Genomic DNA, 21440 nt, shown 5'->3' on the forward strand with positions numbered 1-21440 from the left:
GGGGCGCGGACTTCGTTGGGATGACCCTTGGGGGGGTCGCCCTTTGGTGGGCCCCCCCCCCCCCCCCCCCCCCCCCCCCCCCCGGCCCGTTTCGGTTCAGCTCGCCGGGAGGGCCTGCAGGTGGACCAGGCCGAGCCGGGCGAAGATCAGCGTGACCGGGACGTCGGCCCCCGGGGTGAGGTCGTGCAGCCCGTGCAGCACGAGGTGCGGACCGTCGGCGGCGCCGAAGGTGGCGATGCTGCCCGGCGGCAGCAGCACCCCGGCGGGCGAGTCGGTGTACGGGCCGCCGCCCTGGAGCTCCACGCTGTCGGCGACCGCCGCCGAGGCCATCGACAGGTGCTCGGGCGTGCTCCCGTCGTTGCGCACGGTCATGGTGAGCTCGCCGTCGCCGTTGGCGCCCGGGCGGACGGTGGCTCCGGTGATGGTGACGCCCGGATGGTCCGGACCGCCGTCGATCCGCGCGCTCAGCGACCCCGGCGTGGCGGACTCGCTGGCGGCCCGGTCGGGAGCCGGCTGCGGGGTCGAGGCGCACGCCCCGGCCAGCAGCGCGACGGTGCCCGCCAGCGCGGCCGCGCCCAGCGCGCGACGCGGGTCCAAGTGCTTCACCACTGCCTCCGTGTCCGTCTCCCGCTGGGCCGCCTGATCCGGTCCGGGCGGCCGGCGACCGGCCCGGGGGAGGGCGCGCCGCGGGTGGTGGCACCGGGAGAACACAACTCCGTCAGGGATATCACACCGGGCTGTGGCCGCTGCCCGGGGGCCGACGACGCACCGCGCCCCCGCCCGGCGGACCGGTGCGGGGGCGCGGCCCGGCTGCCGCCGACCTCAGGTGCCGGACGGCGAGCCGCTGGTGCCCGCCGAGGTGGGCGTGCCGAGGAACCCGTCCCAGCCGCCGGCCGGCGCCTGGCCGACGTTCAGCGTGCGGAGCTTGCGCAGCGTGGACTCGTCCTGCACCTCCAGCCACTCGACCAACTGGCGGAACGACACCAGCCGCACCTCGGGCTGCCCGGCGATGGACTTCAGCGCCTCCTCGACGGCGTCCATGTAGATGCCGCCGTTCCACTGCTCGAAGTGGTTGCCGACGAAGAACGGCGCCCGGTTGGTGGTGTAGGCCCGGTTGAAGCCCGCCAGGTACGCGTCGTGGGCCTCCTGGCGCCAGGTGTCGCGCTTGGCCGGGTCGCCGTTCACACTGCCGTTCGACTGGTTGGCCAGGATGTTGTAGTCCATCGAGAGGACCTGGAAGGTGTGCCCGGGGAACGGGATGGACTGCAGCGGGAAGTCCCAGACCTGGCCGTTCTGCACCTTCTGCGGCCAGATCTGCAGCCCGCCCGGCGAACTGGCGTCGTACTTCCAGCCGAGCTTGGCGGCGGTCGGCAGCAGGGCCTTCTGCCCCTCCAGGCAGGGGGTGCGGCCGCCGATCAGCTCCTTGGTGTAGTCGAAGGGCAGCGGGGGCAGGTCGCTGAAGCCGGTGTTGGTCTTCCAGTTGGTGACGAACGAGACCGCCTGCTGGATCTCGCTCTCCCAGTCCGCCGAGGACCACAGGTTGACGCCCTTGTGGTCGTAACGGGACGAGCAGAAGTGGCCGTTGAAGTGCGTGCCGATCTCGTGCCCGGCCAGCCAGGCCTGGCTGACCAGCTTGATGGTGTTGCGTATCGCGTTGTCGGACAGGTAGCCGATGTCCGAGGCGCCGACCGAGTGCTGCGGCGGGTGGTAGAGGTCCTTCTTCGCGGCCGGCAGGGTGTAGAGGCCGGAGAGGAAGAAGGTCATGGTCGCCTTGTACTGCTCGGCGAGCTTGAGGAAGCGCTCGAACTGGCCGTCGTCGGTGGCGCCGGCGCCGTCCCAGGAGAAGACCACGAACTGCGGCGGGCGCTCGCCGGGCTTGAGCTTCTCGGGCTTCGGCTGGTTCGGCTGCGGACCGGTGTCGGAGGTCGAACCGTCGCCGATCGGGGTGGCCTTGACGGCCGGCGTGCCGCTCGCACCACCGGCGGGGGAGGCCGATCCCGCGTCGGAACCCGCCGCGGACGACCGGCCGGCGATGTTGCTGCCGCAGGCGGTCAGCGCGCCCAGGGTGGCGGTCGCCGCGGTGGTGCCCAGTATCTTCCGGCGCGAGATGCTTCGCATGGTCTCCCCAGCCAGCTCATGCCCAGGTGTCTCCCAGGAACGGTGGAAGACAGGGGCGTTATCAGGCGTTTGATAGTTATTTCTCATCAGCATGTCATGTGATGCCGGGAGCGATCCAGCGGCGTTCTCACACGATGCTCATGACGGCCCGGTCGGGTGGGGCGGATCCCGGAACTGGTGTTCTGTTGCAGTCCTGAGACAGTTCGTCGGACGGCGGGGGCCGGTTGGCGGGGCGGGTTCGGCGGGCGGGTTCGGTCCGGGTCGGACCCCGGCCTCAGCTCAGGCCGGCCCGCCGGTTGCGGTGCACCAGCCGGGCGACCGCCGCGCTGATCGTGGTGGCGGCCGCGCAGGAAACCGCCAGGCTCAGCCAAGTGGTGCTGAACCAGTGGCTGTTGAGCCACCCGAGGCTGACGATGTAGCTCGCCCAGACCGACGCCGACAGCGCCGACCAGCGCAGGAAGCTGCGAGAGAGCTGAGGGGCGTGGCCCATCGCCAGGTCGAGCGCGGTGCGGCCGCCGGGCACGAAGCGGGCGATCACCACCACGATGGCGGCGGCCCGGCTGGTCCGGCCGTCCAGCGCCTGCTGGACCCGCCGGACGGCGGAGGAGACCTGTGGCTTGGCGAGCAGGCGGCGCCGGATGAACGGCGCACCGCGGCGGGCGAGTGTGAGCAACAGCACATCGCCGAGGAAGGACGCGACGGCGACGCCCAGGCCCAGCAGGAGCGGGGCGTTGTGGATCCGGTCGGTCTTGAGCACGGCCAGCACGACCAGGGTGCCGCTCGGCAGGAACGGCAGGAACGCGTCGCCCATCACGGCGACCAGTGCCGCTATGCAGAACCAGGACGACGAACCGAGCAGTGCCGCGGTACCCATGGTCCAACTCCCTCCAGACCGCCTGGAGGGGGGACAGGTGGTTGTAGGAGCCAACGCTAGCGCTTCACAGTTTCGCGCTGAACGGCACCCCCCGAACGGCGGGTCCTGCCTCCGGCTCGGGGTGTACCCGAGGGCCCGCGCCCGCCCCGCGCATGCGTGAGCCCCTGCGACGGGGTCAGTCGCAGGGGCTCGACGGGGTCACGCGGCACTGGTCCAAGTCCGCGCGCCTGCGCAGGAGTACGGCACTGATCGGTGATCCGTACGAGCCTCAAGCCTGCCCGAACCGGACCGCTGTCCGAAAGATCCACACGTGGCGAGAACCGGCGCTGGCGTGATCCCGCCATCACGCTCCGGAGCCGGTGGTGCCGGCGCCGGCGCGCAGCGGGTCGCCGGCCGGCTGCCACGGCCGGCAGAGCAGCGCGAAGGCGAGCAGTGCCGCCAGTGCCATGCCCAGGATCACCACCGCCATCGGCAGCGCGCTGCCCTGCCCGCCGAGCCCGACCAGCGCCGGAGCGAGGGCCGCGGTCAGGAACTGCAGGGTGCCGAGCAGCGCGGAGGCGGTGCCGGCCGCGTGCGGCGCGCGTTGCAGGGCCAGCGCGGAGCTGGCCGGCGTGACCAGGCCCAGCCCGCCGGCCATCGCGAAGAGCCCGAGGGTGAGCGCGACCAGCCCCGCGTGCCAGACCGTGCACATCAGCACCAGCCCGGTCCCGGCCAGGGCCAGCACCAGCACCCCGGTCAGCTGGATCCCGTGCGAGCGGAACCGACCCAGCAGCAGCCGGCCGGTCAGCTGGGACATCCCCACCAGCCCGGTCTCGACCAGCGCGAAGAGCAGGCTGTAGGTCTGCGCCGAGCCGTGGAAGACCTGCTGCACCACGTACGGCGAGCCGGCGATGAAGGCGAACAGCGCGCCGAAGCCGAAGGCGACGGCCAGCAGGTAGCCACTGAACAGCCGGTCGGCCAGCAGCGCCCGGATGGTCCGCGCGGTGTCCGGCAGCCCGCCCCGGCGGCGCCGGCCGGGCGGGAGCGTCTCGCGCACCAGCGCGGCGGTGGCCAGCAGGATCACCACGCCCAGCCCGGTCAGCACTCCGAACACCCCGCGCCAGGAGGTGAACCGGAGCAACTGACCGCCCAGGATCGGGGCCAGCAGCGGTGCCGACCCGGAGACCAGCATCAGGGTGGAGGCGAACCGGGCGGCGGCGAGCCCGTCGAACAGGTCCCGGACCACGGCCCGGGAGATCACGATCCCGGCGGCCCCCGAGAGCCCCTGCACCACCCGGCAGGCGATCAGCAGCCGGACGTCGCCGACCAGCGCGCAGGCCGCGGTGGAGAGCACGTAGAGGGCGAGCCCGACCAGCAGCGGGCGGCGCCGGCCGAGCGCGTCGCTCAGCGGTCCGGCCAGCAGCTGGCCCAGCGCGAGGCCGGTCAGACAGGCCGTCAGGGTCAGCTGCACCAGGGCGTCGGAGGTGTGCAGGCCGGTGGTGATCCGGGGCAACGAGGGGAGGTACATGTCCATCGAGAGCGGCGCCAGCGCGCTCAGGGAGCCGAGGACCAGGGTCAGCAGCAGGCCGACCCGCGCCGGTCCCCGGCCGGTGGTGGCCGTGGTGGCCGTGGTGGTGGCAGCGGTGGGGGTCGGGGGCGTGGCGGCGGTCGGTCGCTCGGACATCGCCCCACCCTAGGTGCTGCCCGCCGACCGGGGAACAGCCCGGGTCGGCCACTCGTTCGAGTGGCCCGCGGTGGGGGCGGGAACAGCGTGCCCGGTCCGCCTGTTGTGGCCGGTCGGGACCGAACGGCCCAGGACCGAACAGCTTCGGTACCGAACAGCGCAGTGGAAGGACGACCCGATGAGCACCGAGGACCGGCAGACCCGCGGCGACATCCGAGGCGTGGCCCGCGGCAGCGCGCCGGCCCCGCTCTCGATCCTCGACCTGGCCACGGTCGGCGTCGGCACCAGCCCGACCGAGGCGCTCGCCGGCAGCACCGAGCTGGCCCGCAACGCCGAGCGGTGGGGCTACCACCGGTTCTGGGTCGCCGAGCACCACGGCATGCCCGGCGTGGCCAGCTCCACCCCCGCCGTGTTGCTCGCTCACCTCGGCGCGCACACCAGCACGCTGCGGCTGGGCTCCGGCGGTGTGATGCTGCCCAACCACGCTCCGCTCGCCATAGCCGAGCAGTTCGGGTTGCTGGAGGCGCTGCACCCGGGCCGGATCGATCTGGGCCTGGGCCGGGCGCCCGGCACCGACCAGGCCACCGCCCGGGCGCTGCGCCGCGGCCGGACCGACGACGCCGACGCCTTCCCCGAACAGCTGGCCGAGCTGACCCACTTCCTGGACGGCGACTTCCCACCCGGCCACCCCTACCAGCGGCTCACCGCGGTGCCGCGGAACGCCACCCGGCCGCCGCTCTGGCTGCTCGGCTCGTCCGGCTTCAGTGCGCAGCTGGCCGGGCGGCTCGGCCTGCCGTTCGCCTTCGCGCACCACTTCAGCGCGGCCAACACGGTGCCCGCGCTCGACCTCTACCGGGCGAGCTTCCGGCCGTCCGCGGTGCTGGCCGAGCCGTACGCGCTGATCGGGGTCGGCGCGGTCGCGGTGCCCGCGGGCGGGGTGGCCGAGGCTCGGCGGCTGGCCATGTCCGGGGCGCTGGGCATGCTCCGGCTGCGGCGCGGCGCGCCGGCCGCGGTGCCCACGCCCGAGGAGGCCGCGAGCTACCCCTACAGTCCCGCCGAGGCGGAGTTCGTCGAGTCCTGGCTGGGTAACCTGGTGCTCGGCGAGCCGGGTGAGGTGGCCGACGGGCTGGAGGCGCTGCGAAAGCGCACCGGGGCCGACGAACTGATGGTGACCTCGCAGCTGCACAGCCCGCAGGACCGCCTCCGCTCGTACGAGCTGATAGCCCGGGCCTACGGGCTGACCGAGGAGGTCTGAGCCGGCGGCCGGCCGGCGGTGGCGGTCGGACGGGTGCGCGCGTGCTCGCTCGCTATCGGACCGGGGTGTCCTGGCCGGGCAGGCTGCCCTGGCGGACCTTGCCCTCGCGCAGTATGGCGGCGACCAGCTCGGCCTGGCCCGGGCGGGCGAAGTACCAGCCCTGGGCGGTGTCGCAGCCGGTCAGCCGGAGCCGCTCGGCCTGCGCCGCGCTCTCGATGCCCTCGGCGGTGACGGTGAGGCCCAGATCGTGGGCGAGGCGCACCATCGCGCCCACGATCTGCTCGTCCGCCTCGGTGCGGCGGGAGCGGGCGTCCGGCCGGCCGGTCGGCGCCGGGTCGCGGAAGCCCTCGATGAAGGTGCCGTCCAGCTTCAGCGCGTGGACCGGGAGCCGGGAGAGGTAGGCGAGGTTGGAGTAGCCGGTGCCGAAGTCGTCGATGGCGATGCGCACACCCATGTCGGCGAGCGCCTGCAAGGCCTGCAGCGGGCGCCCGCTGGGCCCGAGGACGGCACTCTCGGTGAGCTCCAGCTGGAGCAGCCGGGCGGGCAGGCCGGTGCGGTCCAGCACCTGGGCGACGTCGGCGACCACGTCCGAGTCCCAGATCTGCCGGGCCGCCAGGTTGACGCTGACGAAGGCCCCAGCGTCCGGGAACTCCGCCAGCCAGCTGCGGGCCTGCCGGCAGGACTCCTCCAGCACCCACTTGCCGAGCGGCACGATCGCGCCGGACTCCTCGGCCAGCGGGATGAACCGATCGGGGGAGAGGATGCCGTAACGCGGGTGGCGCCAGCGGACCAGCGCCTCGGCGCCGTGCACCGCACCGTCGGCCAGGCCGACCAGCGGCTGGTACTCGATGGTGAACTCGCGCCGCTCCAGCGCCGGGCGCAGCGCGGTGGCCAGCAGCTGGCGGGTCAGCTGGTGGGCGCCGCGGTCGCGGTCGTAGAGCGTCCAGCGGGCCCGGCCGTCCGCCTTGGACCAGTAGAGCGTGGCGTCGGCGTCCTTCACCAGGTCGGTCGGGCTGGTCGAGCTGACCGGCCGCTCGACCACGCCGATACTGGCCGTCACCACCAGTCGGTGCCCGGCCACCTCGAACGGGTGCTCCAGCACCGTCAGGACCTGGGCGGCCAGCGTGGTCAGCTGCTCGCTGCCCTCGCTGTCGCTGACCAGGATGGCGAACTCGTCACCGCCCAGCCGGGCCACCAGGCGCCCCTCACCGCGCGCGAACCGGCGCTCCAACCGGGCCGCGACGGCGACCAGCAGCTGGTCGCCGATGTGGTGGCCGAGGGTGTCGTTGATCGCCGCGAAGCCGTCCAGGTCGAGGTAGCAGACCCCGACCCGGCGTTCGGGGGGCGGCTCGGGCGCGGCGGCCGAGTTCCCCGGCCGGGCCGCGCCGATCGCGATGCCCGGGCTGCCTGCGCTGCCTGCGCTGCCGGGGCTGCCGGGGCTGCCGGGGCAGCCCGGGCCCGTCGGGCCGAGGACGGCGGGGCGGGGCATCGTGGCGCGCTGGCCGGCCGCGGTCTGCGGGGAGCGGCTGACCCCGGGCAGGCAGGCGGCGTTCAGGCGGTCGAAGAAGAAGGTGCGGTTGGGCAGCCGGGTCAGCGGGTCGTGCAGCGCCTGGTACTCCAGCCGGGCGCCGAGCCGGCGCTGCTCGGTGACGTCCTCGACCATCGCGAGGGTGTAGAGCGGGCGACCGGCGCCGTCCCGGATCAGCGAGATGGTGACGTTGCTCCAGACCACCCGCCCGTCGCGGTGTTTGAGCTGCTTCTCCACCCGCAGCCGGTCGCGCTCGCCGGCGACCAGTTCGCGGTAGAGCCGGCGGGGGGTGTCCTCGGGCTCGATGATCTCGTGGATGTGCATCCGGACCAGCTCGCTGACCTCCCGTCCGATCATCGCGGCGAAGGCCGGGTTGGCCTCGATCACCAGGTCATCGGAGTCGATCAGGGCCATCCCGATCCCCGCGTCCGCGAAGGCGGCCCGGAACCGCGACTCGCTGGCGCGCAGGGCGGCCAGCAACTCCTCGGTGCGGGCCGGCTCGGCGCTGTCGGCGGGGACGGTGGCGGTGGGGACGGTGGCGGCGGCCGGCGGGGCCGTCAGGGGCGTCGCGCAGGTGGGGCAGACGGGGTCGGTGGGGGTCGCCGCAGCGTCCGACCGGGCACGGCGGGCGGCGGCGAAGCGCCCCGAGAGTGGCACGGACTCCGGGAGCGGTCCGGGCTCCGGGTGGTTCGGGTGCGCTGCGGACGCCGGAGGAGTCACGGACGTCGGCCGGACAGCCGGATCGGACAGCTCCTCGCGTCGCACGCCGTCGCGGTGTGCGTCGGCCCCCTCGTTCCGGCCTCGCACGGCACGCTCCCGTCCGCTGCTGACGCTCCTCCGGCCGGTGCCCGGCACCGGAACCGCCCGGCCCCGCAGCTGTCGCGTGGACCCGGGAGTCTTCCTGCTCAGCACCGTTCGGCACCGTGCGAGCAGACACTGTGGCCGATCATAGGGGGCCGGGAGAAGTCGCGGCCACAGCCGTCAGGGTGATTCGCCGGGTTTCGGAGGAGGCTGTCGGAGTGACGGCTACGCCCCCAGTGTGCACGCATCGTTGCACTCCAGGGGCGTACGCGGGGGTCGCCCGGTGCGCCGGCCGAGCGCTGGGCCCGGGCGACGCACCGGCGCGGTGGGTCAGCCGAGCTTGGCGGTGAGCGTGATGGTGGTGCCGGACAGCGCCTGGCTCACCGGGCAGTTGGCCTTGGCGTCCTCGGCGGCCTTCACGAAGCCCGCCTCGTCCAGCCCGGGTACCTGGCCGGTGACGGTCAGGTGGATGCCGGTGATCCCGGTGCCGGGCTGGAAGGTCACGTCGGCCTGGGTGTCCAGCTTGGTGGGCGGGGTCCCGGCGCCGGTCAGGCCGTGCGAGAGCGCCATCGAGAAGCAGGCCGAGTGCGCGGCCGCGATGAGCTCCTCGGGGCTGGTCTTCCCGTTCGCCTGCTCCGCCCGGGACGCCCAGGAGACCGGGAACTGGCCGATCCCGGAGGTCGCGAAGGTCACCTCGCCCTTGCCTTCGAGCAGGTTGCCGTCCCACGCGGTGCGAGCGGTGCGGATGGTTGCCACGATCGGATACCTCCTGTGCTGAGGGGGATTGTCGCTGTACTTCGCCGTACTGGGACTTCGCCGTGCTGGGCGGTACTCACCCGGCCGGGGCCGGGCCGTACCCGGGGGAACTGTCGTCAGGTCAGTTCCGGGTGGTGGGCCCGGTCACGCGGGCCCAGCCTACGTGCCGGCCGGCGCGCCCTCCGGCAGTCGGCAGAAGGTGACGTGCGCGCCGACGGCGTCGACGCACGGCGCCATCCGTCCGTACGGCGAGTCGAACGGCTCGCGCAGCAGCCGTCCACCCAGCTTGGCGGCCTGCTCGGCGGCGTGGTCGGCGTCGGCCACCCCGAAGTAGGTGGTCCAGGACGGCGGCAGCTCGCTGGTCCGGTAGCGCCCGCAGACCTCGTCCTCGCCGGACCCCGGCAACCGCCAGACCGTGTAGTCGAAGGATCCGCCGTCCCCGATCTGCTGCTGCCGGTAGGGGAAGAGCGCGGCGAAGAAGGCGTCGGCCCGCGCCCCGTCGGGCGTGTTGAGCTCGTGCCAGCAGAGCGCGCCGGGCTCGCCGTGCACGGCGGCACCGGGGTGACCGGCCGGCTGCCAGAGCCCGAACGAGCCGCCCGTGGGGTCGTACGCGAAGGCCAGCCGGCCCGCGCCCGGGATGTCGTGCGGTCCGAACACCGGCTTGCCGCCGGCCTCGGCGACCTTGCCGTAGACCGCGTCGAGGTCGCCGGTCGAGAGGTAGACGTTCCACATCGGCGACAGCTGCTCGCTGTCGGGCGGCGGTGGCATCAGCGCGGCGGCGGGGCGGCCGCCGCTGAGGCACATGGTGTAGCCGTTCAGGCCGGTGTCCTGGAACTCCCAGCCCAGGATCGGTCCGTAGAAGGCCTGGGCGGCGGGCAGGTCGGCGGTGGTCAGGTCGGCCCAGCAAGGGGCGCCGTCGGGGTAGGAGTGACGGACGGGCACGGCGGGGGTCCTCTCTCGGTGTGCAGGTGTTCACTTTCCGCGAGCACAGTAGAGCGGACGGTGACGATGGCTGGTGGGAGACCCGCCCGCCGATGTCCACGGACGCTGTCCACATGGCGGACGATCGCGGCAATTGGGGCGAAGACGCGGCTGCCTCCCTGTTAGATTTGCCCGACCCGAGCCCCTGACCCCCGGTGCTGCCCCGTTCCGGGGAGGCCCGGCCAGGTCCGGGTGGCCCCCGTCAGTCCCTGGTCGTACCTACCGTGCCGGGACGCCCGATCCGGAGCAGACGCGATGACCGAGCAGCAGCCCGCCAACGACACCACCGCCTCGCTGGAGGGGGTCGACGACGCCGTTCGGGCCGAGCTGGAGGGCCTGCGGCAGAGCATCGACAACATCGACGCCGCCGTGGTGCACATGCTCGCGGAGCGGTTCAAGGCCACCCAGCGGGTCGGCCGTCTCAAGGCCGAGCACAAGCTCCCGCCGGCCGACCCGGCCCGCGAGCGCGACCAGATCAGGCGGCTGCGCGAACTCGCGGCGGGCGCGCACCTGGACCCGGTCTTCGCGGAGAAGTTCCTGAACTTCATCATCGCTGAAGTCATCCGCCACCACGAGGCGATCGCCCGCGCCTGAACCGCCCGCCTGAACCGCCCGCGTCCGAACGGGGTGCGCCCGGCCGGGCCGAGTCGCGTGCCATGGTCCTAGCCGGGGGTGACCGGGGTGCGTTCCGCCGGCTCCCCGAGCCCCGCCCGCTCGGCCTCCCCCGCCCTCTCCACCCGCTCCGCCGGTTCCGCGGGGCGGCCGGTCTGGGCGGCGAAGGCCCCCGCCAGCACCAGGACCCCGCCCAGCACCTGCGGCGCCCCGAGGTGCTCGCCGAGCAGCACCCAGGCCAGCACGGTGGCGACGATCGCCTCGATGTTCGCGACCACCCCGGCCACCGGCGGTGACAGGTGTCGCACCGAGACCACCCCGGTCAGGTACGCCAGCACCGTCGCGACGAGGATCATCCAGGCGGCCGGCAGCACCGCGGGCACCGTCGTCCCGTCCAGTCGTACCTGGCCGGCCAACGGGTGCCAGTCGGCCTCCCAGGGACGGGTCAGCACGGTCAGCGCGAGCGCGCCGATCAGCAGCCCGTACGCGCTGACCCCCAGCGGATCGGCCGGCCGGTCGCCGCGGCTGCCCGCGTCGGCGAGCACGAAGTAGCCGACCTGGCAGCAGGCCGCTGCCAGCGCGAAGAGCACCCCCAGGGCGTCGAAGCGCAGCCCGTCCCAGGCCTCGACCACGCAGACCAGCCCGGTCACCGCGACCGCGGCGCCGATGGCCGACCCGCGGCTGACCGGCTTGCGCTGCACGAACCGGACGTACCCGAGCAGCAGCAGCGGCCCGAGGTACTCGATCAGCAGCGCCACCCCGACCGGGATCCGGGAGATCGCGGCGAAGTAGCACGCCTGCACGCCGGCCACGCCGAGCAGCCCGAAACCGAGCAGCAGCCCCGGCCGCTCCCGCACGATCGCCCGGTGCCGCCAGGCGAGTGGCAGCAGCGCCACGGCAGCCCCGGTCGCGCGCAGCCAGACCACGTGCGACGGCGAGAGCCCGGCCTCGATCAGTGGCTTCGCCGCCGTGCCCGAGCCGCCGAAGGAGAACGCGGAGATCAGGGCCAGGGTGAGTCCGACTCCGCGGTGCGAGGGCTGGGGAGCCGCGGTATTGCTGCGCATTGCCGCATTCTGTCAGCCGGGGCGCGGACCGGCCCGGCGTGCCCACGGTTCGGACTCCGACCGTCGTCGTCGGCCGTCCGTGCCCACGGCCGGACGCACCGTCGGTACCCCCGCCCGGCCGGCCGCTCCGCTCGGTCCGCCGGGCCGCGCGGGGCAGGACGGAGGTGGGGAGATCCCCGGTACGGGAGGACACCATGGAGCAGCAGTCGCGGGCCTGCCCGTACTGTGGCCGGCACCCCGCCGAGCCGGTCGGTGGCCGGTCCGCTCCGGCGGCGCCCGTTGCCGAGCCGCCGGAGGGTGCCGGTGGTGAGTGGCCCGTTCGTACCGACGGGGACCGCACGGACGCGACGGCCGCGTACGCCGGTACCTCCGCCGGATCCGTCGCCGCCGAGGTCACGCCCGAGGCGCGGGTGCGCGGGCTGCTCGGCGCACTCGCGCCGGTCGGTCCTCGGTGGCGGCGGAACGCGCTGGTGGTGCTGCTGGTCTGCTGTCTGGCACTGATCCCCTGGATCGTCTACCTGGCGCTCACCCTCCCGGTCGACTACGAGTCGCGGCAGTGGCGGTACGCCTGGGTCGGTTTCGACGTGGCGCTGCTGGGCGCGCTCGCGGCCACCGCGTGGTTCGGGTTCCGGCGGCGCCAACTGGCGGTGTTCTGCTGCCTGGTCAGCGCCGTGCTGTTGACCTGCGACGCCTGGTTCGACGTGATGCTCTCCTGGGGGACGTCCGGCCTCTGGAGCAGCCTGGCCTCCGCGTTCCTGGTGGAGTTCCCGCGCGGCGTACCTGCTGATCCGGGCGGTGCGGATCGTGCGGATCACCCCGCGGGTCTCCTGGCGCCGCGCGGGCGCCCCCGGCGAGCCGCCGCCGCTGCGCCGGGCCGCCCTGTTCGCGGACCCGGGCCACGGGCAGCCGTCCGCCGAGCGGCGCTGACGGCGTCGCCGGCCGGTCCGCCGCGGCGGCCTGAAGGAGGCGGAGCGATGACGCCGACGCCCACCGGCCCCGACGCTGTCGTGCGGGCCCCGTTCACGCACGTCTGTCGTCTCGACGGCGGGAAGCCCGCGCGCGCCAGGGCCCCGCACGTCACCGCCGGCCCACTGCGGACGGACAGCGTCACGTGAGGACTGGCCAGTGGCTCGGGGGACGGTGGCTCATCCGGTCGGCGCCGACTCGCGCGGCGGCCCGGACGTGGTCGCGGTGCCTCCCGTCGGGGTGCTCGACGCCGACGGGTCGGGGGCGGTCGGCGTCGGCCTCGGGGGCCGGGGCGTGCTGGGGGACTCGGCTCCCGGGGCGGGGGTGACGGCCGGCGGGGCGGGCGGGGTGTCCGGTGCCGCCGGCTCGGCGGGTGCCGTGGAACCGGGGCCGGACGGCGTCGTGGGACCCGCACCGCGCGAGGGCGTGCGGCCCGCCGCCGGGCTGCTCGCCGCCGGGGTGCCCGCCGGCCCGGCCTGGCCCGTGCTGCCGCTCCCCGGCTGGGCGAAGTCGCTGACCGGCCGCCCCTTGAGGGCCGCCGTCATGTAGTCGGTCCAGATCTGCGCCGGATACCCGCCGCCGCCGACCTGTGCGCTGCCGCCCGTGCCGGACAGCGTGACCTGCCGGCCGGTGCCGGCCTCCTCACCGAAGAGTGCCACCGAGGTGACCAACTCCGGTGTGTAGCCGACGAACCAGACCGACCGGTTGGCGTCCGTGGTCCCGGTCTTGCCCGCCACCGGGCGGCCCAGCTCCTTCGCCCGGTACCCCGTCCCGCCCGGATCCGACACCACTCCCTCGAGTAGCCCGGTGACCCTGCGCGCGGTGTCCGAGCTGGTCGCCCGCTTCGCCTCGTGCGGAGCCAACTTCAGCTCCTTGCCGTTCAGTTGGGCCGAACGGACGAGCCACGGGGTGATCTGCTGACCGTCGTTGGCGAGCGTCGCGTAGACACCCGTGAGGTCCAGCACGCTCGGCGTGGCGACCCCGAGCGGCAGTGCGGGTTCGGCCGTCAACGCCCCGGTGCCGGCGGGCAGTCCGAGCGCGATCCCGGTCTTCCGGACGGTCTCCAGCCCGGTGTCCTGGGCGAGTTGGGCGAAGACGGAGTTGACCGACCAGTCGGTGGCCTGGCGCAGGGTGACCGGACCGAAGTCGCGTCCGCCCGAATTCGGCGGCGCGTAAGGGGGGTTGGCCGTGCCGCCGCGGACCGGGCGTCCACTGGTGCCGTCGTAGACCGTGCCGGCGTCGATGAGGCGGCCGTCCTGGGTGCGGGCACCGTTCTCCAGGGCGGCCGCCAGGGCTATCGCCTTGAAGGTCGAACCGGCCTGGTAGTCCCGGCGGGTGGCGTTGTTGACGTAGTGCGCGGTGTAGTCGGTGCCGCCGTAGAGGGCCACCACCGCGCCGGTCTTCGGGTCCACCGACACCGCGCCGGCCTGGGCGTCGGCGTCCTTGGACCGTTTGGCCGGGTTGAGTTGGTCGGTGAGCCGTCGCTCCACGGCGGTGCGCAGGTCCTGCTGGCGGGCCGGGGCGACGGTCAGCGTGATCCGGTAGCCGCCCTTCGCCAGTGCCGCCTCGTCGAGCACGCCCTGGGTCAGCAGCTCGGACCGGGCGGTGTCCACCAGGTAGCCGGCCTGGCCGGAGAGCCCCGAACTGCTCTGCGGGGCACGGACGTCCGGGAAGGTGGCGGCGGCCCGGTCGGCGGCGGAGAGCCAGCCCTCCTGGGCCATCGCGTCCAGCACGTAGGTCCATCGCGCCCGCGCGTTCCGCTTGCCGGTCTCGGTGGCGGTCGAAACGTCGTACGCGGAGGGCGCGTTGAGCAGCGTCGCCAGGTAGGCCCCCTGCGCCGGATCGAGGCGGTCGGCGTCGATCCCGAAGTACGCCTGCGCCGCCGCCTGGATCCCGTACGCGCCGCGCCCGTAGTAGGTGGTGTTGAGGTAGTTCGCCAGGATCTCGTCCTTGGACTGGGTGGCGTCCACCTTCAGCGCGATGAAGAGTTCGCGCACCTTGCGGCTGATGGTCTGCCGCTGGTTGAGGTAGGCGTTCTTGACGTACTGCTGGGTGATCGTGGAACCGCCCTGGGCGCCCTTGCCGGTGAGGGTGTTCCAGGCGGCCCGGGTCAGCGCCGTCGGATTGACCGCGCCCTCCCGGTGGAAGCCGCGGTCCTCGGCGGCCAGCACGGCGTGCTGGGCGTCGAGGGACACCCTGTCCAGGCCGATGCTCTGCCGGTTGGTGTCGCCGGTCCGGGCGATCGGCGTGCCGTCCTGGTAGAGCCAGGTGTTGCTCTGCGCGGTGGCGGCGGCGTGCGCGTCGGGGACCTTGACGAGGGCGAGACCGAGCGCGAAGAAGCCCACTCCGAGCAGCAGCACGACGACCGCCGAACCCAGGGCCAACCGCCAGGTCGGCAGCAGCCTGCGCCAACCGGTCCGCCGTGGCCGCCGCGGCCGGGGGCGCCGACCGGTCCCGGGACGGCGCGGGGCGGACGAACGGAGCGTGGCACGCGGCACGGGGGAGCCTTTCCTGCGAGCCCGGTGACGGTCACTCACGCGGTCGAACGGACGGGACCGTGCCAGCCTGCCGGGGTGTACTACCGCAGGGTAGGGACTTTTGTCCCCTTTTCTACTCCTGGTGGGTCATCAGCTGAATCGACCCGGTTGAGGCTGGGTGGCAGGGAGCGTGCCGGTGGTCCGGTCGTACTCCGACTCCGGCTCCGGCCGTGACTCCGGCTCCGGCATCGGCTCGGACCCCGGCTCCGCCTGTGACAGTCGGGGGAGCGGGAGCCAGAGTCGCACCGCGAAGCCGCCGTCCGTGACGGCCTCGGCGCTGATCGTCCCACCGAGCAGGGACGCCCGTTCGCGCAGGCCCACCAGCCCGTGCCGTCCGCCGGGGAGTTCCGGCGCCGCCGAGGTTCCGGACGGCGCGGCGTTGCGTACGCAGACGCGGAGGAAGTCGGCGCCGATCTGCACGGTCACGGCGGTCGCCGCGCCGGGCGCGTGCTTGCGGACGTTGGTGAGCGCCTCCTGGACCGTCCGGTACGCCGCCCGCTCGACGGGTTCGGGCAGGGCACGGCCGGTCGGGCCCTCGACCACCAGCTCGGCGTCCACCTCGGAGGCGGCCACCAGGCGCGGCAGGTCGGCCAGCCGGGGTTGTGGGACGAGTTCGGTCGGGCCGGCCCCGGCGGCCCGCAGCACCAGGATCATGCTGCGCAACTCCTCCAGGGTGGCCACCGCGAGCTGGCGCAGGGTGGTCGCGACCTCCTTGACCGCCGGGTCCTTGGTGGTGACCTGGAGCGCCCCGGCCTGGACGGCGATCAGCCCGGCCTGGTGCGAGACCACGTCGTGCATCTCCCGGGCGATCCGGGCACGTTCCTCGGCTATCACGGTCTTGGCGTAGAGCGCCCGTTCGTGGTCGCGCAACACGGCGAGTTCGGCGACCCGGTCGGAGAGGTCCCTGCGGGTCTGGGCGAGCAGGCCGAGCATCACCGGGCCGGTGCCGAGCATGATCGCGTAGATCAGCTGCTGGAGCAGGTCGCTGAGCGAGAAGTGGGAGAGGTCGCTGATCGGCCAGGGCAGGAAGCTGCCGAGGGTCACGGTGACGGCGGCGAGCGCCTTGGGCCAGGTCGCCCGCGCGCTCCAGGCGACCGTGAACGCGCCGATCACGGCCGCGATCATCGCGTGGCCGGCGTAGAGGCCGGGCAGCGCGAGGAGCAGCACGGTCAGCGGGAACCGGCGGCGGACCACCAGGACCACCGCCGCGACCAGTGACACCGCGAAGTGCCAGTCGCGCGGTGGCGGGAAGTTGAGCAGCGCGTCGGCGGCGGCGATGAGCACCAGGAACAGGTCCACCACCCAGGCGTGCCACCGCCTGCGCGGCTGCCACGCACGGCGGACCAGCCGCCAGACCCGGCCGAACGGTCCCGGTCTGCTCGCCGCGCCCAGCGGCGAGCCAGTCTCCACGGCCACGCTGCCACTCCGTCCGATTCCTCGCGCATCCCCGCGGCGACGGTACCCCAAGGGGTGGGGGTGACCGGAGGGACGAAGGGCTCGGGTCGTGGACGATGGGAGCCGCCGGGGCATGGGAGTGCGGGGGTACTGGCCGGTAGGGCGTGCGGCGGCGTGGGCGCGACCTGCTGGGCTCGCGGGGGCGGGGCGGGGTGAGCTTGGCCACAGGTGGAGCAGGCGGCGGCCGCGGCCGGCGGAGTGGGGGCGGGTACGACGAAGGGCGCCCCTCCCGGAGGAGGGGCGCCCTTCGCGGTTGTGCGCCGCCAGGGACTCGAACCCCGGACCCGCTGATTAAGAGTCAGCTGCTCTAACCAACTGAGCTAGCGGCGCTTGTTCAACGCGGAGAACATTACCTGATCAGTGGCGATACGCCGAATCGGGCCGCGCGGGCGGGGTGAGCGCCGACCTCTTTCGAGAGCAGTGCTCTGCACAGTGATCGGCGATTTCTGCCGAGAGCTGTGCTCTGCATGGTGATCGGCGATCTCTGCCGAGAGCTGTGCGCTCGCTGCTCTGATCGGCGATCCGGGATGTGAGCGGTGCTCTTCTTCGCGACGACTGCTCGCAAAGAAGAGCACCGCTCACGCTCGGGCCGCCATCACGCCGTGCCCCCCATCACGCCGCGCCCCTATCACGCCGTGCCCCCGTCACATCCCAGCCCCCGCCACCCCCGCGAACACCTTCCGCAGCAGCCCGTGCAGCTGGGCCCGCTCGTCGGTGGTCAGGGGGGCGAGCAGCTCGTCCTGCACCTCGCGGGCCTCGGTGCGGAGTTGGTCCAGCGCGGTCCGTCCCTCCGGGGTGAGGGTGACCAGGACCCGGCGCCGGTCGGCGGTGTCGCGGGCGCGTTCGACCTGGCCGGCCGCCGCCAGGCCGTCCAGCACCTTCACCACGTCGCTCGGGTCGATGGTCAGCCGGGTGGCCAGTTCGCGCTGCACGTGCGGGCCGTGGTCGGCCAGCGCGGCCAGGACCGCCATGTGCCACAGCCGCAGGTCTCGCTCCGCGAGCCGCTCCGCCAAGCGCAGTCGGGCCGCCTTGCCGGTCTTGGAGAGCAGGTAGGTGGTGAGGTCGAGCAGGCTCGGCGGGGTGGCGTCCAGTGGGCCCGGGGAGTCGGGGCGGTCCGTGTGGTCCATGGTTCCCATTCTAGGGATTCCTGGGAGCTGCCCAATGATAGGTTTACACCCACTAACACTGCGTGCCGGACCGTGAGGATGCCATGGACGCGCTCTACCCCCGCCTGCTGGTCGCCCGCTTCGCCGAGTGCTTCCGCTTCTATGACGCCGTGCTGCCCGAACTGCTCGGCGCGGCGAGGCAGAAGGGTGACCCGTCGGGACCGTACGCCAACTGGGACGTCGGTACCGAGGCGGCCCTGGTGCTCTTCGACCGCGCGGCGCTGGCCGCCGTCGTCGGCACCGAGGACCTGCCCGCCGAACCGCCGGCCGCCCAGGACCGGACGATGCTCACCTGTCGGGTCCAGGACGTGGACGCGGCCCTGACGCTCTGCCTCGCGCACGGCGGCACGCTGGTGGTCGGTGCGACCGACCGTCCACAGTGGGGCCCGACGCTGCGCACCGCGCACCTGCGCGATCCCGACGGAACGCTGATCGAGCTGCAGTCCTACTGACGGAACGGCCCCGCCGGCGGAAGCGGAGGCGGTCCGCACGAAACCGCCCCCGCCGCCCCGATCGCCGGCTCAGGCCAACGGTGCCTTGCTGCGCAGCACCTCGATGAACGCGCGCAGCCAGGACGGGTGGTCCGGCCAGGCTCGGGCCGACACCAGCACGCCGTCCACCACCGCCTCGCCGTCCTCGTACGCCGCGCCCGCCGACAGCACGTCCGGCTCCAGGGCCGGGTACGCGGCGGTCCGCCGCCCGTCGAGCACGCCCGCCGCCGCGGTGATCAGCGGCCCGTGGCAGATCTGCGCGACCGGCTTCTCGGACGCGAAGAAGTGCGCCACGATGCGCTTCAGGTCCGGGTTGTTGCGCAGGTACTCGGGGGCGCGGCCGCCCGGGACGACCAGCGCCGCGTAGTCGGCCGGGTCGACGTCCGCGAAGGCCACGTCGGCCGGCCAGGTGTAGCCCGGCTTCTCGGTGTAGGTGTCGAAGCCGGGTTCGAAGTCGTGCACCACGAACTGCAGCTTCTTGGCGGTCGGGGCCGCGATGTCCACCTGGTAGCCCTCCTCCAGCAGCCGCTGGTACGGGTACAGCACCTCCAGGGACTCCGCGGCGTCCCCGGCGACGAGCAGGATCTTCACAGCAGCAGCCATCGGCCGGCCTCGATTCTGATCAGCGGTCAGTTCGCCGGCCCGGCGGGCGACATCGGCCGGGCCGTGTGATGTCGACTACAACCTGTCGCATCCGTGCCACTCTGCGCAACGGGGCACTCCCGGCGCATCGGGGGGGTGTCGGGGACGTCGGGGGCCGCGGGTGCGCGGGAACGAATCAGGGCCTCCTCGCGATGGCGAGGAGGCCCTGACCTGCATGTGCGCCGCCAGGGACTCGAACCCCGGACCCGCTGATTAAGAGTCAGCTGCTCTAACCAACTGAGCTAGCGGCGCCTGCTGACACCGAGAACATTACACGGACATGAGGCTTTCGCCGAATCGTCATCCTGCGGTCGCGCAGCGTATCGATCGGTGCGAGCGGGGCCACCGTCCGGCGCGTCCGCCTGACAGGGCCCTAACCGCGCTCCGGATAGTGGCAGGCGGCAGCGTGGTCGGCACCGGTTGAGGTGCCGGCTGAGGCATCGGCCGACGCACCGGCCGACGCACTGGCCGATGCCCCGGCCGGGGCAGGAGCCGGGGCAGGAGCGAGCGGCGGCGGCGTGCTGTCGCAGCTCGGCCGCAGCGCGGCGGGCAGCCCGGCGTAGACGGGGCAGCGAGTCCGGAACGGGCAGCCGGCGTGCCGAGTGGTCGGGCTGGGCGGATCACCCGCGAGCAGCAGCCGGGTGCGTGCCCGCTCGGCGGCCGGGTCGGGCAGCGGCACGGCGGAGAGCAGCGCACGCGTGTAGGGATGCCGAGGGGCGTCGAACACCGCGTCCACGGCGCCCTGTTCGACGGTCCGGCCCAGGTACATCACGCTCACCCGGTCCGCCAGGTGCCGGATCACCGCGAGGTCGTGCGACACGAAGAGGTAGGCGAGCCCGAGTTCGGCCTTGAGCCGTTGCAGCAGGTTGAGCACGCCGGCCTGGATGGAGACGTCAAGCGCGGACACCGGCTCGTCCAGGACGAGGAGTTGGGGCTCGACGGCGAGCGCGCGGGCGATCGAGACGCGCTGCCGCTGGCCGCCGGAGAACTCGTGCGGGTAGCGGGCGGCGTGCGCGGGGTCGAGCCCGACCTGGCGCAGGAGCTCGGGGATCCGGCGGGCGATCAGCTCCCGGTCGGAGTGCTGGGCCCGCAACGGCTCGGCGATGATGTCGCCGACCGGCATCCGCGGGTCGAGGCTGGCCATCGGATCCTGGAAGACGATCTGTAGCTGGGCTCGCAGCCGGTGGGCGGCGTCCCGGCCGAGGGTGGCGGTGTCCTGCCCGAGCAGGGTGATCCGGCCGGCCTCGGGACGGGCCAGAGCGAGCACCTCGAAGAGGGTGGTGGACTTGCCGGAGCCGGACTCACCGACCAGCCCGAGGGTCTCGCCGCGCCGGATGTCCAGGTCGACCCCGTCCACCGCGTACACCTCGCCGACCTTGCGCTTGAAGACCGAGCCCTTCAGCACCGGGAAGGTCTTGGCCAGCCCGCCGACCTCCAGCACGGACGGCAGCTCGGCACGGGAGGCCGGCCGGGCCACCGGCGGGACGGCGGGCACGGGGTAGACCTCCGCCGGCGCCGGCCGGGTCCGGGCCAGCTCCTCGGCCCTGACACAGGCAGCGGCGTGGGAACTCCCGTTGAGCGCCGGCTCGGCGCCCCGGCAGCGCTCCTCGACCAGCGGGCAGCGCGGCGCGAACGGGCACCCGCTGGTCAGCGCGCCGGGTGCCGGCGGGTTGCCGGGGATCGGGACCAGCGGTCCGCCCCGGGCGTCCAGCCGCGGCACGGCGCCGACCAGCCCGAGCGTGTACGGGTGCCGGGGCGCGGCGAAGAGCTCGTCGACGCCCGCGTGCTCCACCACCCGCCCCGCGTACATCACCGCGACCCGGTCGGCCATCTGGGCGATCACCCCGAGATCGTGGCTGACCAGCACCAGCGCGGCCCCGGTCTCCCGCTGCGCGGTCCGCAGCACGTCCAGCACCTGTGCCTGGATGGTGACGTCGAGCGCGGTGGTGGGCTCGTCGGCGAGCAGGATGTCGGGTTGGTTGGCGACCGCCATGGCGATCATCGCGCGCTGCCGCATGCCGCCGGAGAACTCGTGCGGGAAGCTCTCGAGTGCCCGCCCGGGGTCGGGGATGCCGACCAGCTCGAGGAGTTCGGCCGCCCGCCGCCGGGCCTCGGCCTTGCCGACGCGCTGGTGCGCCAGCACGGCCTCGGCGATCTGCTCGCCGATCCGGTAGACGGGGGTGAAGGCGGAGAGCGGATCCTGGAAGACCATCGAGATCCGCCGGCCGCGGATCCGGGCCAGCTCACGGCCGGGCAGGCCGATCAGCTCCTGCCCGTCCAGGCTGACCGAACCGCGGACCGTCGCGGTGCCGGGCAGCAGGCCGAGCACGGCGAGCGCGGTGACCGACTTGCCGGAGCCGGACTCGCCGACGATGCCGAGCGTCTCACCGCGCCGCAGGGTGAGGTCGACGCCGCGGACGGCGGGGACGGCCGCCCGGCCGCGGCCCCCGGCGAACTCGACGTGCAGGTCGCGGACGGTCAGCAGCTCGGTGCCGGATTCGGTCCGGCGCTGGGCCGGCAGATCGGTGATG

General features: G+C 73.8%; 17 protein-coding genes and 2 tRNA genes. 4 read left to right on the plus strand and 15 right to left on the minus strand.

Going from position 1 to position 21440, the window contains the following annotated elements:
* Nucleotides 1–96: 96 nt before the first annotated feature.
* The 4 genes from ACZ38L_RS14780 to ACZ38L_RS14795 all read right to left on the minus strand — a co-directional run bounded on the left by ACZ38L_RS14780 (nt 97) and on the right by ACZ38L_RS14795 (nt 4655).
* The gene (locus ACZ38L_RS14780) at nt 97–606 is read right to left on the minus strand and encodes a copper chaperone PCu(A)C domain-containing protein (protein ID WP_465692823.1); all 510 of its coding nucleotides are present in this window, start codon (nt 604–606) and stop codon (nt 97–99) included.
* 216 nt (nt 607–822) lie between these two features.
* Nucleotides 823–2118, minus strand: coding sequence for a polysaccharide deacetylase family protein (locus tag ACZ38L_RS14785; RefSeq protein WP_465692827.1), 1296 nt, complete (start codon nt 2116–2118; stop codon nt 823–825).
* 274 nt (nt 2119–2392) lie between these two features.
* Entirely contained in the window at nt 2393–2992 is a 600-nt protein-coding gene (locus ACZ38L_RS14790; protein WP_465692830.1) for a DedA family protein, read from the minus strand.
* A 343-nt stretch (nt 2993–3335) separates the two neighbouring features.
* The gene (locus ACZ38L_RS14795; RefSeq protein ID WP_465692832.1) at nt 3336–4655 is read right to left on the minus strand and encodes a multidrug effflux MFS transporter; all 1320 of its coding nucleotides are present in this window, start codon (nt 4653–4655) and stop codon (nt 3336–3338) included.
* 178 nt (nt 4656–4833) lie between these two features.
* On the opposite strand from ACZ38L_RS14795, the gene ACZ38L_RS14800 reads away from it, so the two are divergent.
* Nucleotides 4834–5910, plus strand: a complete 1077-nt coding sequence (locus ACZ38L_RS14800) for an LLM class flavin-dependent oxidoreductase (RefSeq protein ID WP_465692834.1) — start codon at nt 4834–4836, stop codon at nt 5908–5910.
* Between the two features lie 52 nt (nt 5911–5962).
* On the opposite strand, the gene ACZ38L_RS14805 is transcribed toward ACZ38L_RS14800, so the two are convergent.
* The 3 genes from ACZ38L_RS14805 to ACZ38L_RS14815 all read right to left on the minus strand — a co-directional run bounded on the left by ACZ38L_RS14805 (nt 5963) and on the right by ACZ38L_RS14815 (nt 9937).
* Complete coding sequence (locus ACZ38L_RS14805; RefSeq protein ID WP_465692836.1) at nt 5963–8095, minus strand: EAL domain-containing protein; 2133 nt, start codon at nt 8093–8095, stop codon at nt 5963–5965.
* Nucleotides 8096–8569: 474 nt separating this feature from the next.
* Nucleotides 8570–8995, minus strand: a complete 426-nt coding sequence (locus ACZ38L_RS14810; protein ID WP_396563959.1) for an OsmC family protein — start codon at nt 8993–8995, stop codon at nt 8570–8572.
* Nucleotides 8996–9154: 159 nt separating this feature from the next.
* Nucleotides 9155–9937, minus strand: coding sequence for a VOC family protein (locus ACZ38L_RS14815; protein ID WP_465692839.1), 783 nt, complete (start codon nt 9935–9937; stop codon nt 9155–9157).
* Between the two features lie 294 nt (nt 9938–10231).
* On the opposite strand from ACZ38L_RS14815, the gene ACZ38L_RS14820 reads away from it, so the two are divergent.
* Nucleotides 10232–10570 carry a chorismate mutase gene (locus ACZ38L_RS14820; protein ID WP_396563962.1) on the plus strand — a complete coding sequence of 113 codons (339 nt, stop codon included), beginning with the start codon at nt 10232–10234 and terminating at the stop codon, nt 10568–10570.
* A gap of 68 nt (nt 10571–10638) precedes the next feature.
* Here the strand turns inward: ACZ38L_RS14820 and ACZ38L_RS14825 are convergent, their stop codons facing one another.
* Nucleotides 10639–11652, minus strand: a complete 1014-nt coding sequence (locus tag ACZ38L_RS14825; protein ID WP_465692842.1) for an EamA family transporter — start codon at nt 11650–11652, stop codon at nt 10639–10641.
* Nucleotides 11653–11846: 194 nt separating this feature from the next.
* Between ACZ38L_RS14825 and ACZ38L_RS14830 the strand changes: the two genes are divergently transcribed.
* Nucleotides 11847–12767, plus strand: a complete 921-nt coding sequence (locus tag ACZ38L_RS14830) for a hypothetical protein (protein ID WP_465692844.1) — start codon at nt 11847–11849, stop codon at nt 12765–12767.
* A 30-nt stretch (nt 12768–12797) separates the two neighbouring features.
* On the opposite strand, the gene ACZ38L_RS14835 is transcribed toward ACZ38L_RS14830, so the two are convergent.
* From ACZ38L_RS14835 to ACZ38L_RS14850, 4 genes are all read right to left on the minus strand, one after another.
* Nucleotides 12798–15002 (minus strand): transglycosylase domain-containing protein, encoded by a 2205-nt coding sequence (locus ACZ38L_RS14835; RefSeq protein WP_465692846.1) that lies wholly within the window; start codon nt 15000–15002, stop codon nt 12798–12800.
* Between the two features lie 243 nt (nt 15003–15245).
* Complete coding sequence (locus tag ACZ38L_RS14840) at nt 15246–16571, minus strand: sensor histidine kinase (protein ID WP_465692850.1); 1326 nt, start codon at nt 16569–16571, stop codon at nt 15246–15248.
* A 295-nt stretch (nt 16572–16866) separates the two neighbouring features.
* A tRNA-Lys gene (locus ACZ38L_RS14845) sits at nt 16867–16940 on the minus strand.
* 314 nt (nt 16941–17254) lie between these two features.
* Nucleotides 17255–17737 carry a MarR family winged helix-turn-helix transcriptional regulator gene (locus ACZ38L_RS14850; protein WP_465692853.1) on the minus strand — a complete coding sequence of 161 codons (483 nt, stop codon included), beginning with the start codon at nt 17735–17737 and terminating at the stop codon, nt 17255–17257.
* 83 nt (nt 17738–17820) lie between these two features.
* Here ACZ38L_RS14850 and ACZ38L_RS14855 point away from each other — a divergent pair, with 83 nt between their 5' ends.
* Nucleotides 17821–18228, plus strand: a complete 408-nt coding sequence (locus ACZ38L_RS14855) for a VOC family protein (RefSeq protein WP_465692979.1) — start codon at nt 17821–17823, stop codon at nt 18226–18228.
* A 69-nt stretch (nt 18229–18297) separates the two neighbouring features.
* On the opposite strand, the gene ACZ38L_RS14860 is transcribed toward ACZ38L_RS14855, so the two are convergent.
* The 3 genes from ACZ38L_RS14860 to ACZ38L_RS14870 all read right to left on the minus strand — a co-directional run bounded on the left by ACZ38L_RS14860 (nt 18298) and on the right by ACZ38L_RS14870 (nt 21439).
* Complete coding sequence (locus ACZ38L_RS14860; RefSeq protein WP_465692857.1) at nt 18298–18870, minus strand: DJ-1/PfpI family protein; 573 nt, start codon at nt 18868–18870, stop codon at nt 18298–18300.
* Between the two features lie 217 nt (nt 18871–19087).
* Nucleotides 19088–19161 (minus strand) — tRNA-Lys (locus ACZ38L_RS14865).
* A 121-nt stretch (nt 19162–19282) separates the two neighbouring features.
* Entirely contained in the window at nt 19283–21439 is a 2157-nt protein-coding gene (locus ACZ38L_RS14870; protein WP_465692981.1) for a dipeptide ABC transporter ATP-binding protein, read from the minus strand.
* Between the last annotated feature and the right edge of the window lies 1 nt (nt 21440).

The sequence above is a fragment of the Kitasatospora sp. NPDC024654 genome, assembly GCF_055559155.1.